We start from the raw sequence: 13,619 nt of genomic DNA, 5'->3' as shown, positions 1-13,619 counted from the left end.
AGACACCAAATGTCCCAGGCCTAGAAGGGGTTGAGCCCAGAAGGGGTTAAGCGATGAGCACACTGCACAAAGTCAAGGCCTACTTCGGCATGGCTCCGATGGAGGACTACGAGGACGACTATTACGACGACCGGGCGCCTTCTCGCGGTTATTCGCGGCCCCGTTTCGACGATGGGTACGGCCGCTATGACAGGCCCGAGTACGACGATCCCCGCGGCGACCTGCGTGAGCCGGCCGACTATCCGCCGCCGAGCAGTTATCGCGGCGGCTACGGGGAGGAGCCCCGTTTCCGGCCCCGGGAGTTCGACCGGTCCGAAATGGCCCGTCCGCGCTTGGGGTCGTGGTTGCGCAACTCCACCCGCGGCGCGTTGGCGATGGACCCGCGCCGGATGGCGATGATGTTCGAGGAAGGCCACCCGCTGTCGAAGATCACCACGCTGCGGCCCAAGGACTACAGCGAAGCCCGCACCATCGGCGAGCGGTTCCGCGACGGCACCCCCGTCATCATGGACCTGGTGTCGATGGACAACGCCGACGCCAAACGCTTGGTCGACTTCGCGGCCGGCTTGGCCTTCGCGTTGCGCGGCTCGTTCGACAAGGTCGCGACCAAGGTGTTCCTGCTGTCGCCGGCGGACGTCGACGTGTCCCCTGAGGAGCGTCGCCGGATCGCCGAAACCGGTTTCTACGCCTACCAATAGCCCACCCGCTCCGCTACCTTGCACGGTCGGTCGCGGGTTGGGCCGGCAGCGGAGGCCATGACGCGGTTCAAGCTCGGATGTGTCTGGTCAGCCGAGTCGGTACGCTAGCCATTGCTAGCCCGCATGGGCGGCTGACGTTCTCATCATTCTCATCGGTAAGGTCGGGCTCTCGTTGGCGCTGTTTTTTCAGATCCTTGGGTTTGCGCTGTTCATCTTCTGGCTGCTGCTGATCGCTCGGGTCGTCGTTGAGTTCATCCGGTCGTTCAGCCGTGACTGGCATCCCACCGGCGTCACCGTGGTGATCCTGGAAATCATCATGTCGGTCACGGATCCGCCGGTGAAGCTGCTGCGCCGGCTGATCCCGCAACTGACCATCGGCGCGGTACGTTTCGACCTGTCCATCATGGTGCTGCTGCTGGTCGCGTTCATCGGTATGCAACTGGCTTTCGGTGCCGCGGCGTGAGCCTTTGCCCCACCCCACCGGAGACGGTTCGGCCACGATTTGGCGACAAGTTTGGCGCGCGTGATTTTTCAAATCTAAGGATTGTGATTTATTGGCCTTAGAGATTGAAATTGCTCCTTATTTATTCGTCCAATCGGCAACCGCCGAGTCTGGTGTGACAGGATGGACGGCAGTTGCACGACGGCTACCGCTCCGTTCTACACTTTCCAGATCGTTTGACCGTCCAGGAACTCGAGGGGACAAACAATGCCGCTTACACCTGCCGACGTCCACAATGTGGCGTTCAGCAAGCCGCCTATCGGCAAGCGCGGGTACAACGAAGACGAGGTTGACGCCTTCCTTGACCTGGTGGAAAACGAGCTGACGCGCCTCATCGAAGAGAATTCCGATCTGCGTCAGCGGATAGCGGAGCTAGACCAGGAGCTGGCCGCCGGGGGGCGTGTTGCTCCACAGCCCACCGCGGAGGTGCCGGTTTATGAACCCGAACCCGAACTGGTAAAGCCTGCACCGGTGACTACTCCTGCCGGTCCGGTGGGAACGACCGAGGAACAGGCCATGAAGGCCGCTCGAGTTCTGGCCCTTGCGCAAGACACCGCCGACCGGCTCACCAGCACCGCCAAGGCCGAGTCGGACAAGATGCTCGCGGATGCCCGCGCCAACGCCGACCAGATCGTCAGCGACGCCAGGCACACCGCGGAGACCACCATCGCCGAGGCCCGGCAGCGCGCCGACGCGATGCTGGTCGATGCGCAAACCCGCTCCGAAGCCCAATTGCGCCAGGCGCAGGAGAAGGCCGACGCGCTGCAGGCCGACGCGGAACGCAAGCACTCCGAAATCATGGGTACCATCAACCAGCAGCGCACTGTGCTTGAAGGCCGCCTCGAGCAGCTGCGGACGTTCGAACGCGAATACCGCACGCGGCTCAAGACCTATCTGGAATCACAGCTCGAGGAACTCGGACAGCGCGGGTCGGCGGCACCTGTCGATTCCAGCGCGGACGCCGGGGGGTTCGACCAATTCAATCGGGGTAATAACTAGCCGGGGGGCGTGCGCGGGGTTCAAGTCCGGCGCTGCGCGCCTCTTGATAGGTTTGGCAGTCGCTGCACCTCGGCTGGAGGATGACCGATGCTGCTCATTGCGCTCGTATTGGCCCTGATCGGGCTCGTCGCGCTGGTATTCGCGGTGGTCACCAGCAATGAGCTGGTCGCCTGGGTGTGCATCGCCGCCAGCGTGCTGGGTGTGGTGCTGCTGATCATCGACGCGGTGCGGGAACGCCAGCGACGCGAGGCGGGTGAAGAGCAGAGCGAAGACCAGGCCGGGGGCGGCGAAGACGAAGAGGGCTACGTCGACTACCCGCAGGAAATCGCCGATGACAGTGAGCAGGACGAGGGCGACGGGGATACCGCGGTTGAGGCCGCGGAAGCCGACGTGACGGAGGAGTCAGCGGTAGCCGCCGAGCGCGGCGACGACGCGACCCCGTAAGAACCCGTCTAGGACGCCAGCCGCTCGGCCAGTGGCCAACCGGCGTCGCTGCCTGGTCGCGGATCGAGCGTTGTGCGCCGTCCGAGCGGCGAGATTGCCGTGGCGGCAATCTCGCCGCGAAAGCCGGATGTGTCAGAGGGGGGACTTGCCCACCTAGACACGGGTTGCGACCTGGCGAATCGGTACTTGATCGTCGTCTGTGCTGGGGTTGACTCACTCCAATGTCGAGCGGTGGGCTAGGGGTCGAGTTGGGCGGGGGCGACTCGGCACCCGGCGGCTTGTGCTCCGGTGTGCAGGCGTCGGTCCCAAACGGCGACGATCAGGCCGGGGTCGCCGACCGCCAACGCGCTGGCCAGATGGACGGCGTCGGCTCCGCGTAAGGCATGGACTCGGGCGAGGTGGCCGGCGTGCTGTTCAACCGTCGCGGTGAGTTCGACTGGGCGGGTGGCGGCCCAGAAGTCCTGCAAGTCGCGCTCGGCTTCGGCGAGCTCGGATTCGGTTAGGTCGTGATTGCGGGCTGCTGCGGCGAGTGCGGCGCGGACTTCGGGGTAGGCCAGGCGGCTGGACAATGCGGCGTCGCAGCCGTCCCATAGCGCGGACGCCAGCGAGCTGCCTGTCTCTGTGGTGAGAAGTTTGACGAAGGCGCTGGCGTCGAAGTAGACGAGCGGCACCGGTCAGCGCCGCTGGTCGCTGACGCGGTCAGACACCGGCCGCCGCGGTCGGGGTCCGGACCGTCCCGCAGCGACGGGCCGCTGGGCGGTGGCCTTACCAATCAGGCCTTCGGCCGTGAGTCGCTCCAAGGTGCCTGCGCTGTCCAGCGCAGCGAGTCGCGCGACCGGCATTCCGCGGTCGGTGATGACGATCTCATCACCAGCCCGAGCCCGATCGAGCCAATCGCTGAGGTGCGCGCGCAACTCGGTCACGGATACATCCACACCGTGAACTGTACACTCACTGAACCGTAATTTGTACATGTCACTACGGAGTGCGGCAACGACGACCTGAGAGATTGACCTGCGCAAGCCGGAGGGAGGTGGCAACGGGCCGACACACCGGTTCGTCCGCGGTGCTGGTGACGTCGAGACGGTCGACGTCATGGCGGCTGGTCGCCTTGCATCCGAGCTGCATCCGAAGGTGTTGCGGCGGAAGGTGTTTGCCGGCCCCGGTGGGATATCGGCGCAGTTGGCGTTCGTGGTCCGCTGCATGGCGACGGCAGCGCCTCGGTGTCGACGCCGGGTCTAGCTTGCACCAACCAGGCTTTTGAATTCTCTGCTTGAGGTTGCCCTAGCTTTTTGTAGAGGTTGGTCCAGTACTCCATCTCGACAGCCAGTTCGATTAGATGGACCTCTATCCATCTGCTGCCTTGTCGGGTTGTACACATCGCCGAAATTCATCCAAAAATGGCCGAGTGTCCCGTCCATCGTTTCACGTAGTCGATCCCCATGACCGGATCGCTGCACCAAGAGGCCGAAGGCGACCCGCGCGACACGCCACCCGACCCGGGCCCCCGTAGCTCACAGCCGCCCCGCAAAGACTCACTGGCTCCCGGAGGCGCGAGCCCGCCGGATGCGTCATGCTCTTCTGCGGTCGTCCCGTACTCGCTCCGCACGAGCATCACGTGACACCCCCGGCATAGCATCCGCAATGGGATATTCGCCGTTCCCGCCGTACGACAGATTTAGAACATCAACGCGATGCACAATCGATATCAGCAAACTCTGAAAACTCTTTCTGATCGAGTTCAGGGCAAATTTTCAATCTGCATAGCTAATACGACGTGTCCGAGGGGGGACTTGAACCCCCACGCCCATTAGTAGGGCACTAGCACCTCAAGCTAGCGCGTCTGCCATTCCGCCACTCGGACAAAGCAACCATCTGCGGCAGCTAAGGCTATCGGATCGGCCCGCGCGGGCCCAACCCAGCCGTCGCCGTCGACACCCGGGCGAGATCGGGGCAATCAGGCCGGGCCCCGGGGCGACAGGAGTGGTAGGAAGAGTGACTGTGACCCCAGAGAGCGGTGCGGCCGCGACTTCGATCGGCCCGAGCGATGATGTGGTCGAGGTGGTCAGCAGGTTAATCCGGTTCGATACGACCAACACGGGCGAACCCGAGACCACACGAGGCGAGGCCGAGTGCGCGCAGTGGGTGGCCGAGCAGCTGGCTGAGGTTGGCTACCAGCCGGTCTATGTCGAATCTGGTGCACCGGGCCGGGGCAATGTGTTCGCCCGCCTCGCGGGTTCGGATAGCTCCCGAGGCGCCCTGCTGATCCACGGCCACCTCGACGTGGTGCCAGCTGAGGCCGCCGATTGGAGCGTGCACCCGTTTTCCGGCGCGGTCGAAAGCGACCATGTGTGGGGCCGCGGCGCGGTCGACATGAAGGACATGGTCGGCATGATGATCGTGGTTGCGCGACACTTCCGGCGGGCCGCCATCGTGCCCCCCCGCGACCTGGTGTTCGCCTTCGTTGCCGACGAGGAACACGGCGGCAAATACGGGGCGCACTGGCTCGTCGACAACCGGCCCGATCTGTTCGACGGCGTCACCGAGGCGATCGGTGAGGTCGGCGGGTTTTCCCTGACGGTGCCTCGCCGCGACGGCGGTGAGCGTCGCCTCTACCTGATCGAGACGGCCGAGAAAGGCATCCAGTGGATGCGGCTCACCGCACGGGGCCGGGCCGGGCACGGCTCGATGGTGCACGACCACAACGCCGTCACCGCCGTCGCCGAAGCGGTCGCCCGGCTGGGCCGCCACCGGTTTCCGCTCGTCCGCACCGATACCGTCAGCGAGTTCCTCGCCGCGGTCAGCGAGGAGACCGGCCTCGCTTTCGGCCTCGACTCGCCCGACCTGGACGGAACGATCGAAAAGCTTGGCCCGATGGCTCGGATGTTGAAGGCCATGCTGCGCGACACCGCGAACCCGACGATGCTCAAGGCCGGATACAAGGCCAACGTCGTTCCCGCGACGGCGGAAGCGGTGGTGGACTGCCGCGTCCTGCCCGGGCGGCAGGCGGCGTTCGAGGCCGAGGTCGACCAGTTGATCGGACCCGACGTGACCCGGGAGTGGATCAGGGATTTGCCGTCGTACGAGACCAGCTTCGACGGCGACCTGGTCGATGCCATGAACGCCGCGGTGCTGGCGATCGACCCCGACGGCCGGACGGTGCCCTACATGCTTTCCGGCGGCACTGACGCGAAGGCGTTCGCGCGCTTGGGTATTCGCTGCTTCGGCTTCAGCCCGCTGCGGTTGCCGCCGGAGCTGGATTTCACCTCACTGTTCCACGGGGTCGACGAGCGGGTACCCGTCTCTGCCCTGAGGTTCGGCACCGACGTGCTGACACGCTTCTTGACGCACTGCTGATGACACGATGACACGAGAGGACTGTTCATGACCGTGCCGCCCGACCCGTACGACGCACTACCCAAACTGCCGACATTCAGCCTGACCTCGGATTCCGTGACCGACGGCCAGCCACTGGCGACCGCTCAGGTCAGCGGGATCATGGGCGCGGGCGGACAGGATGCCAGCCCGCAGCTGAGCTGGTCGGGATTTCCCGGGGCAACCCGCAGCTTCGCGGTCACCGTCTACGACCCGGATGCCCCGACCGTGTCCGGGTTCTGGCACTGGGCGGTGGCCAATCTGCCTGCCGACGTGACCGAACTACCGGAGGGCGCGGGCGACGGCCGCGAGCTGCCGGGCGGCGCGCTGACGCTAGTCAACGACGCCGGTATGCGCCGCTACGTCGGCGCGGCGCCACCGCCCGGCCATGGCGTACACCGCTACTACGTCGCGGTGCACGCCCTCGACGTCGACAAACTCGATCTCAGTGAGGATGCCAGCCCGGCCTTCCTTGGGTTCAACCTGTTCATGCACGCGATCGCGCGAGCAGTCATCCACGGCACTTACCAGCGCGCCTAGACAACTTCGGAGCTCTTAAGCCACTCGGCGGTCGGCTCCGAATCACTGGCCAACCTCCGGATGGTATTGGTCGCCAGCGCACTAAGGCGCCGGCTGGGTCCCGACGTCGACGTGCGCCGGGTCCAGTCCGCCCAGCTACGGCAAGAAGACGTTGTTGAAGAATCCCGAAAGGTTGGTGCCGACATTTCCGATGCCTGAGTCAAAGGCGGCCTCCGTGGGGCCCAGTGTGCTCGTGTTGTACAAGCCCGAGATGGTGTTGCCCAAGTTCGCGAAGCCCGATTCCAGCGCGCCGTAGTTGATATAGCCGGAGTTTCCGGTGCCCCCGGCGTTGCCCACGCCCGAACTGTAGGCGAAGTCGTTTGCCAGGCCCGACACGGGACCAGCCGCGGAGTTGAAGAAGCCCGAAGCGTTGCCACTGCCGGAGTTGAAGAATCCCGACGAGGGGTCGGGGGTCGAATTGAAGAATCCCGGGTTCTGCTGATAACCGAAGCCGAACGTGTAGGGACCCGAGGTCCCGCTGCCGGAGGAATCAAATGTTTGGGTAATAGCGTCGTTCACGGAAATTGCGGGTCGCAGAGTGAACGCATCGTTTGTCCAGCCGCCTATGCTCCCGTCGTACACGGTTGTTGTTACGGTGGTGCACCTATAGAATGGCGGCTCGTACCAGGGGTAGCAGATGGTTTGTTGCAATTGGACCTTTATGGGGATGTCAGAAATGTGGAACGTTTCCCTAGTAATCTCGCTGATGCTGCCCGTGATCGGTATATCGATGGGGGCATTCACGTCGTAGTACCAGGGGATTTCGGGAATGGTCGACGAGTACCCGATAGAAATCAGGCCCTGGTAATCGCCTCTCCAAAAGAAGCCGTTGCTGTAGTTGCCCGAAATGAAAGCGCCGGTGTCGACATTGCCCGAGTTGGCAAGGCCCGTGTTGGAGTTACCGGTGTTGAACAAACCCGTGTTGAAGTCGCCCGGGTTGAACAGGCCGGTGTTGTAGTTGCCCGGATTGAAGCTGCCGGTGTTGGTGGCACTCGCGTTGTAGCTGCCGGTGTTGGTGGCACCCGCGTTGGCGATGCCGGTGTTGGCGATGCCGGCGTTGAACAGGCCGGTGTTGGTGCTGCACGTGTTGCCGATACCGGTGTTGTAGCTGCCGGAGTTGCCGATGCCCCAGTTTCCGGTGCCGGAGTTGCCGATGCCGATGTTGTTGGTGCCCGAGTTGAACAGGCCGATGTTGCCGCTGCCCGAGTTCAGGGCGCCGAAGCCGGTCGTGCCGTCGCCGCTGAGCCCGATGCCCATATTTCCGTTGCCGGTGTTGCCGAAGCCGATGTTGCCGTCGCCGGTGTTGCCGAAGCCGATGTTGTCGCTGCCGGTGTTGGCGAACCCGATGTTGTGGACGGCTGCCGTCAACGCGGGGCCGGTGTTGGCGAATCCGATGTTGTCGCTGCCGATGTTGCCGCTGCCGAAGTTGAGGTCGCCCAGGTTGCTGCTGCCCAGGTTGTGGTCGCCGACATTTCCGCTGCCCAGGTTGTAGGCGCCGATGTTTCCATTGCCGAGGTTGTAGGCGCCGATGTTTCCGAAGCCCACGTTGAGTTGACCCACGCTTGCCAGGCCCACGTTGAAGATCGTCCCGGTTGTGCTGTCGCGGAGTACGCCGGCCAGATTGGTGCCGACGCTCGCAAAGCCCGAGACATTGGCCGCCGACGTGAGGCCCTGGGTGCCCGTGTTGTAAATGCCCGAGACGGTATTGCCAAAGTTTGCGATGCCCGATTCCAGCGCGCCGTAGTTTATGTAGCCCGAGTTTCCAAACGCTGCGGACGAGACGTTCCCTAGACCCGAATTGTTGGCGCCCACGTTGCCGAAGCCGGATGCGCCGCCGCTGCCGGAGTTGAAGAAACCCGACGACGGGCTGCTTGTCGAGTTTCCAAATCCCGGAGCAGCTGGGACGTCGATGATCGGTATGGTGATGGGGCCGAGACCGCCTGTGCCGTTTATCCGTATCACCGTTGACCCGTCGGGGTTGCCTATGTTGATTGCCACCGTGGGTTGATCGCCGAAGGAGATTACGATGGGGTCGCCGGTCTGGGCGCCGTAGACACTGATGGGGCCGATGTAGCCGACGACTTCACCGCCGAGTCCGTCGTCCAAGCCACTGAAGGTGACTTTAGGAATGGTGAAGGCATTGATATTGATATCGGTGATGCTGACAGTGATGGGGACATTGACGGGGATCTGAACATCGAAGGATGCGGGGATTTCGGGACAGTGTTCGCGCCGCCCGTGTTGTAGAAGCCCGTGTTGTAGGTGCCCGCGTTGGCGATGCCGGTGTTGCCGGTGCCCGGGTCCCACAGACCCGTGTTGTAGCCGCCGGTGTTCTCGATGCCGGTGTTCGCGGTGCCCGCGTTGCCGACGCCCCAGTTTTCGGTGCCCGAGTTTCCGATGCCGACGTTTGACGTGCCAGAGTTGAACAGGCCGATGTTGCCGGTGCCGGAGTTGAACAGGCCGATGTTGCCGCTGCCCGAGTTTAGGGCGCCGAACCCGATTTCGCCGGTGCCCGTGAGCCCGATGCCGATGTTGTTATTCCCGGTGTTGGCAAAGCCGATATTGAAGTCGCCGGTGTTGGCGAAACCGGTATTGGTGTTGCCTGCGTTCCCGAAACCCCGGTTGTGGTCGCCGAGGTTTGCGGGACCGATGTTGTAGTCGCCGAGGTTTCCGGAGCCAAAATTATGCGAGCCGTGGTTTCCGAAGCCGACATTGAAGCTGCCGATGTTTGCGCCGCCCACGTTGGAGTCACCGATGTTTCCGCTGCCGAAATTGGAGTCACCGATGTTTGCGAAGCCCACGTTTAAGGCGCCGTCGTTTGCGAGACCTAGGTTAACGGCCGTCATCCCCGCCGCGTTGTTGCGGTAGGGGCCCGCGAGGTTGGCCCCGATGTTTCCTACTCCTGAGACATTGGCCGGTGTCGCGAGGTCCACGGTGCTCGTGTTGAGGAGTCCCGACGCGGTGTTGCCCAGGTTCGCCGCGCCTGATACCAGGTCGCCGACGTTCCTGTAGCCCGAGATTCCTGAGCTGCCGGAGGCCAAGTTCAACAAGCCCGAGTTGTTGGCGCCGACGTTGCCGAGGCCCGAGGCGCTGCCGGTGGCGGAGTTGAAGAAGCCCGACGACGGGCTGGTTGTCGAGTTTCCGAATCCTGGCGCGCCGCCGAAGTCGATGATTGTCCGGTCGGCGGGGCCGAGGCTGGCCGAGACGGGGATGACGATCACGGTAGAACCGTCGGGATTTCCAATCTGAAGTGCCGGTGTGGGGCCGCTGGCATAGATGGGCGGAATGGTGAGGGAGTTGATGGTCCCTTCCAGGATGGGGATTGGACCGAGCGTGGCGGTGGTACCGAACGGGATGTCGTCAATCGCTATCCCGCTGTAGACGGTGGTGGTGAAGCTGGCGTTCATGGGGATATTGATCGGAATGGTGGCAACCACGTTCAACGGGATCTCTGGAATATGGATCGTGTAGTTGAAGCCAATCAGGCCCTGGCTGTCGCCCCTCCACAACAGGCCGTTATCCATATCGCCGGTGTTAAGTGCGCCGGTGTCGATGTTGCCGGAGTTGGCCAGGCCGGTGCTGTAGTTGCCAGTGTTGAGTAGGCCGGTGTTGTACCCCCGCGGGCGGTTGGTGTCGCGCCCACCGATTGCTTAGCTGCGCCAGGCAGGATCACCGCCATTCATAGTGAATTTCCGGGGATCCGCAAATAGCCCCTTGGTTCGATTCCCAACCGGGGCGGTCCTGGTGACGGAGCCGGGTAGAGGATGCCCAGATACGCGAAAATGCCACTACAAGAACATGTTTCGATCGTCACCGCGGACTCGATGCATCTCCTTCTTGGCGCCGACGGCCGCGCTGTCCTCCCCCAATAGGGGGAGGAAATTTCATCTCCCAAATCCGCCATTTGGGCGAGGGCTCAGCGCCCCCGGTTAGGCGAAGTTGGTTGCTGGACTCGAACAAAGGGGGATCGAAGTGATGTCGTTCGTGTTGGCTCGCCCGGAAGCACTGGCGGCGGCCGCAGCTGATGTCGCGGGTATCGGTTCGGCACTGCGTTCAGCAAATGCGGCGGCAGTGACCCCGACGACCGCGGTATCGGCCGCGGGTGCCGATGAGGTCTCGGCGGCGGTGGCGGCACTCTTTTCCAGGCATGGTTACGCCTATCAGGACCTGAGCGCTCGGATGACCGCGTTTCACGACCAATTTGTTCAGGTCCTCAATTCGAGTTCGAACGCGTATGCGACGGCTGAGGCCGCCAATGTGTCGCCTTTCCAGGCTGCGGGGCAGCAGCTGCTCAACCTGATCAACGCACCCACCGAGACGCTGGTGGGGCGTCCGCTGATTGGCGACGGCGCCAGTGGGGCCAGTGGGTCGGTGGGCCAGCCTGGCCAGCCGGGCGGGATCTTGATCGGCAGCGGCGGGAGCGGCGGTAACAGCGCCGACCCCGGAGCGCCGGGTGGCGCGGGCGGGTCGGCCGGCCTCATCGGCAACGGCGGCGCGGGCGGCTCCGGCGGCGGCGGCGCGGCCGGCGGCAACGGCGGCAACGGCGGCCTGCTGTTCGGCAACGGCGGGGCCGGCGGCGGCGGCGGAATAGGTGCCGCCGGTGGCGCCGGCGGTGCCGCGCTTCTGCTGGGTAACGGCGGGGCTGGCGGAGCCGGAGGAGCTGGCGGCGCGGGAGGCGCCGGCGGCAACGCCTTCCTCGTTGGTAGCGGCGGTGACGGCGGGGCGGGCGGTTCCGCTGCGCGGGGAGGCGACGGTGGCTACGCCGGCCTCTGGGGTGACGGTGGCGATGGCGGGCCCGGCGGGGCGGGCGTGACCGGGACAGACGGAGCCAATCCCGGCACCAACGGCGCTACGGCGTCCGGCGGATCTGCTGGCACGTCTGTGAGCGTGACTAACGGCACGGATGCCCGCGCCACCGGTACGGCCGGCGGGACGGGCGGCACCGGTGGTCCCGGATGGGTGGGCGGCACCGGCGGCCAGGGCGGCAACGCTCAGGCCACCAGCACCGACACCCGCGGGGGCCAAAACAGCGTCATCGCTCAGGGCGGCAATGGTGGTGCAGGAGGCACGGCAGGGGCCGGCGGCGACGGCGGCGCCGGCGGGGCCGGAGGCGCCGCGACCGCCACGAGCAACAACACGAACAGCGTCCCGAATACCGTCGACGCCATGGGTGGCAACGGTGGTGACGGAGCCGCCGGCGGGGGTCCCGGCGGGGCTGGAGGCGCCGGCGGAGCCGGCGGCAACGCAACCACCAGCAACCAATCGATCGATATCAATAGGGCCGTTGGCGGCAGAGGCGGCAACGGGGGTGATGGCGCGATCGGCGCTACCGGGGGCACCGGCGGGACCGGCGGCGCCGGCGGCAACGGGGGACACGGGGGGCTGTTGGTAGGCAACGGCGGCAGCGGCGGTGTCGGTGGGACAGGCGGGACCGGCGGGATTGGCGGCATCGGGGGCGTCGGCGGCGCCGGCGGTAGCGGGGGCACCAGCAGTACCGGGACCGCCGGTAGTGGCGGCGACGCCGGCGATGGCGGGACCGGTGGGACCGGCGGGACCGGTGGCGCCGGCGGCAACGGCGGTGGCGGCGGCGCCGGCGGGCTGCTCGCGGGTGCAGGTGGCGCCGGCGGTGCCGGAGGCACCTCCGGCGACGGGGGCGGTGGCGGCACGGGCGGGAACGGCGGCGATGGCGGCGCAAGCGGTGGTGCCGGTGGTCAGGTCGGCATACGGGGTGGCGGTGGCGGTGGCGGCACCGGCGGCGCCCCAGGCTCGGCGGGCAGTGGCGGCAACGGCGGGACGGGTGGTGTTCTGAGCGGCGCCGCAGGCACCGGCGGCGCCGTCGGTGCAAGCGGCACCGTGGGCGGCGACGGCGCCGACGGCATGCCCGGCACCGGCCGCGTGGCATAGCCCACACCGGCGTCCCTGATGCCGAGGTCGGCGACTCTCTACCGGATGAGCCGCCGTGGGCCATGGGCCGAGCCCACCGCCTCACGAAGCGCGGTGAACCCGCCGTCATGCAGCCGGCGGGCGATGCCGTCGTGAATGTGCTTGGGCCACAAGCCGCCGCCGTAGATAAAGCCGGTATAGCCCTGCAGCAGCGACGCGCCCGCGGTGATGCGGTCCCACGCGTCGTCGGCGGTCTCGATGCCGCCGACGCTGATCAGCACCAACCGATCACCGACCCGGCCATAGAGCCGGCGCAGCACCTCGGCCGCGCGCTGCGCGACCGGCGGCCCGGAGATGCCGCCGGCGCCCAGCTCGTCGACCCCCGGAGTGGCCAGGCCGTCGCGCGACACCGTGGTGTTGGTTGCCACGATGCCGGCCAGGCCCAGCTCGACGGCCAGGTCCGCGATGGCGTCGACGCCGGAATCGGAGAGGTCCGGCGCGATCTTCACCAGCACGGGTGTCGAGGTCTCGGCCACCACGGCCGAAAGGATGGGCCGCAGGGACTCGACCGCCTGCAGGTCGCGCAGGCCCGGAGTGTTCGGCGAGCTGACATTGACCACGAGATACGACGCGAGGGGGCCGACCAGCCGGGCGCTGGCCCGGTAGTCGTCGACGGTGTCTGCGGCCGGGGTCCCCTTCGTCTTGCCGATGTTCACGCCGATCGGCACGTCGGGGTTGTGCCGCGCGAGCCGGATCGCCAGCGCCCCGGCCCCGTGGTTGTTGAACCCCATCCGGTTCAACAGGGCGCGGTCGGCGGGCAACCGGAACATGCGCGGCGCGGGGTTGCCGGGCTGCGGGTGCGCGGTGACGGTCCCGATCTCGGCGTAACCAAAGCCCATCGCGCCCCAGGTCGCCAACCCCGTGCCGTCCTTGTCGAACCCCGCGGCCAGCCCGAGGGGTCCGGGGAAACGCACCCCGAACACCGTGCTGGCCAGCACCGGATCCGTCGGGGCAAGCCGCCGGCGCAACAACCGGCGCACCCAGGCGACGGCGGTGACACCGCGCAGCGCCGCGAAAACGAGCGCGTGGGCACGCTCGGGCGGAATCAGAAACAGCAGCCGTCGAAGCAGCCGGTACAC

At 66.0% G+C, this 13,619-nt stretch carries 10 protein-coding genes, 1 tRNA gene and 2 pseudogenes; 7 read left to right on the top strand and 6 right to left on the bottom strand.

The genetic code is table 11. The features are described 5' to 3' along the window. The first annotated feature begins 53 nt into the window (after positions 1-53). The 4 genes from G6N24_RS10460 to G6N24_RS10445 all read left to right on the top strand — a co-directional run bounded on the left by G6N24_RS10460 (position 54) and on the right by G6N24_RS10445 (position 2,643). A complete protein-coding gene (locus G6N24_RS10460; protein ID WP_085161902.1) occupies positions 54-698 on the top strand; it encodes a cell division protein SepF in 645 nt (214 codons plus the stop codon). Between the two features lie 172 nt (positions 699-870). Then, positions 871-1,161, top strand: coding sequence for a YggT family protein (locus G6N24_RS10455; protein ID WP_085161903.1), 291 nt, complete (start codon positions 871-873; stop codon positions 1,159-1,161). Between the two features lie 246 nt (positions 1,162-1,407). Further along, positions 1,408-2,199: a DivIVA-like cell division protein Wag31 gene (gene wag31 / locus G6N24_RS10450; protein ID WP_085161904.1), complete on the top strand. Its 792-nt coding sequence runs from the start codon at positions 1,408-1,410 to the stop codon at positions 2,197-2,199. A gap of 87 nt (positions 2,200-2,286) precedes the next feature. Next, complete coding sequence (locus tag G6N24_RS10445) at positions 2,287-2,643, top strand: hypothetical protein (protein ID WP_085161905.1); 357 nt, start codon at positions 2,287-2,289, stop codon at positions 2,641-2,643. A gap of 236 nt (positions 2,644-2,879) precedes the next feature. Here the strand turns inward: G6N24_RS10445 and G6N24_RS10440 are convergent, their stop codons facing one another. The 3 genes and pseudogenes from G6N24_RS10440 to G6N24_RS10430 form a co-directional block, all read right to left on the bottom strand. Next, on the bottom strand, positions 2,880-3,314 hold the full coding sequence (locus tag G6N24_RS10440) for a type II toxin-antitoxin system VapC family toxin (protein WP_085161906.1): 435 nt from the start codon (positions 3,312-3,314) through the stop codon (positions 2,880-2,882). A gap of 3 nt (positions 3,315-3,317) precedes the next feature. After that, positions 3,318-3,771, bottom strand: a pseudogene (locus tag G6N24_RS24470) (type II toxin-antitoxin system Phd/YefM family antitoxin). A gap of 650 nt (positions 3,772-4,421) precedes the next feature. Continuing rightward, positions 4,422-4,507 (bottom strand) — tRNA-Leu (locus tag G6N24_RS10430). Between the two features lie 137 nt (positions 4,508-4,644). On the opposite strand from G6N24_RS10430, the gene G6N24_RS10425 reads away from it, so the two are divergent. Further along, positions 4,645-6,000 (top strand): M20/M25/M40 family metallo-hydrolase, encoded by a 1,356-nt coding sequence (locus tag G6N24_RS10425; protein ID WP_085161908.1) that lies wholly within the window; start codon positions 4,645-4,647, stop codon positions 5,998-6,000. A 27-nt stretch (positions 6,001-6,027) separates the two neighbouring features. After that, complete coding sequence (locus G6N24_RS10420) at positions 6,028-6,558, top strand: YbhB/YbcL family Raf kinase inhibitor-like protein (protein ID WP_085161909.1); 531 nt, start codon at positions 6,028-6,030, stop codon at positions 6,556-6,558. Positions 6,559-6,693: 135 nt separating this feature from the next. Here the strand turns inward: G6N24_RS10420 and G6N24_RS26075 are convergent, their stop codons facing one another. Next, positions 6,694-8,703 carry a beta strand repeat-containing protein gene (locus G6N24_RS26075; RefSeq protein WP_308204434.1) on the bottom strand — a complete coding sequence of 670 codons (2,010 nt, stop codon included), beginning with the start codon at positions 8,701-8,703 and terminating at the stop codon, positions 6,694-6,696. Continuing rightward, a pseudogene (locus G6N24_RS26070) lies at positions 8,619-10,220 on the bottom strand (hypothetical protein); the annotation flags it as partial. The pseudogene G6N24_RS26070 and the gene G6N24_RS26075, both read right to left, overlap by 85 nt. Before the next feature lie 352 nt (positions 10,221-10,572). On the opposite strand from G6N24_RS26070, the gene G6N24_RS26065 reads away from it, so the two are divergent. Beyond that, complete coding sequence (locus G6N24_RS26065) at positions 10,573-12,501, top strand: PE family protein (RefSeq protein ID WP_085161910.1); 1,929 nt, start codon at positions 10,573-10,575, stop codon at positions 12,499-12,501. Positions 12,502-12,539: 38 nt separating this feature from the next. Here the strand turns inward: G6N24_RS26065 and G6N24_RS10405 are convergent, their stop codons facing one another. Beyond that, a complete protein-coding gene (locus G6N24_RS10405) occupies positions 12,540-13,619 on the bottom strand; it encodes a quinone-dependent dihydroorotate dehydrogenase (protein WP_085161944.1) in 1,080 nt (359 codons plus the stop codon).

The organism is Mycobacterium lacus (assembly GCF_010731535.1).
GTDB classification, from domain to species: Bacteria; Actinomycetota; Actinomycetes; order Mycobacteriales; family Mycobacteriaceae; genus Mycobacterium; species Mycobacterium lacus.
The sequence above is the reverse complement of the archived record's forward strand: the minus strand, read 5'-3'. Positions and strand labels throughout refer to the sequence as shown.

What these genes read in the sequence shown, in the direction of transcription:
- G6N24_RS10420 (WP_085161909.1), top strand. Translation starts at nt 6,028, where the DNA reads ATGACCGTGCCGCCCGACCCGTACGACGCACTACCCAAACTGCCGACA.
- G6N24_RS26065 (WP_085161910.1), top strand. Translation starts at nt 10,573, where the DNA reads ATGTCGTTCGTGTTGGCTCGCCCGGAAGCACTGGCGGCGGCCGCAGCT.
- G6N24_RS10460 (WP_085161902.1), top strand. Translation starts at nt 54, where the DNA reads ATGAGCACACTGCACAAAGTCAAGGCCTACTTCGGCATGGCTCCGATG.
- G6N24_RS10445 (WP_085161905.1), top strand. Translation starts at nt 2,287, where the DNA reads ATGCTGCTCATTGCGCTCGTATTGGCCCTGATCGGGCTCGTCGCGCTG.
- wag31 (WP_085161904.1), top strand. Translation starts at nt 1,408, where the DNA reads ATGCCGCTTACACCTGCCGACGTCCACAATGTGGCGTTCAGCAAGCCG.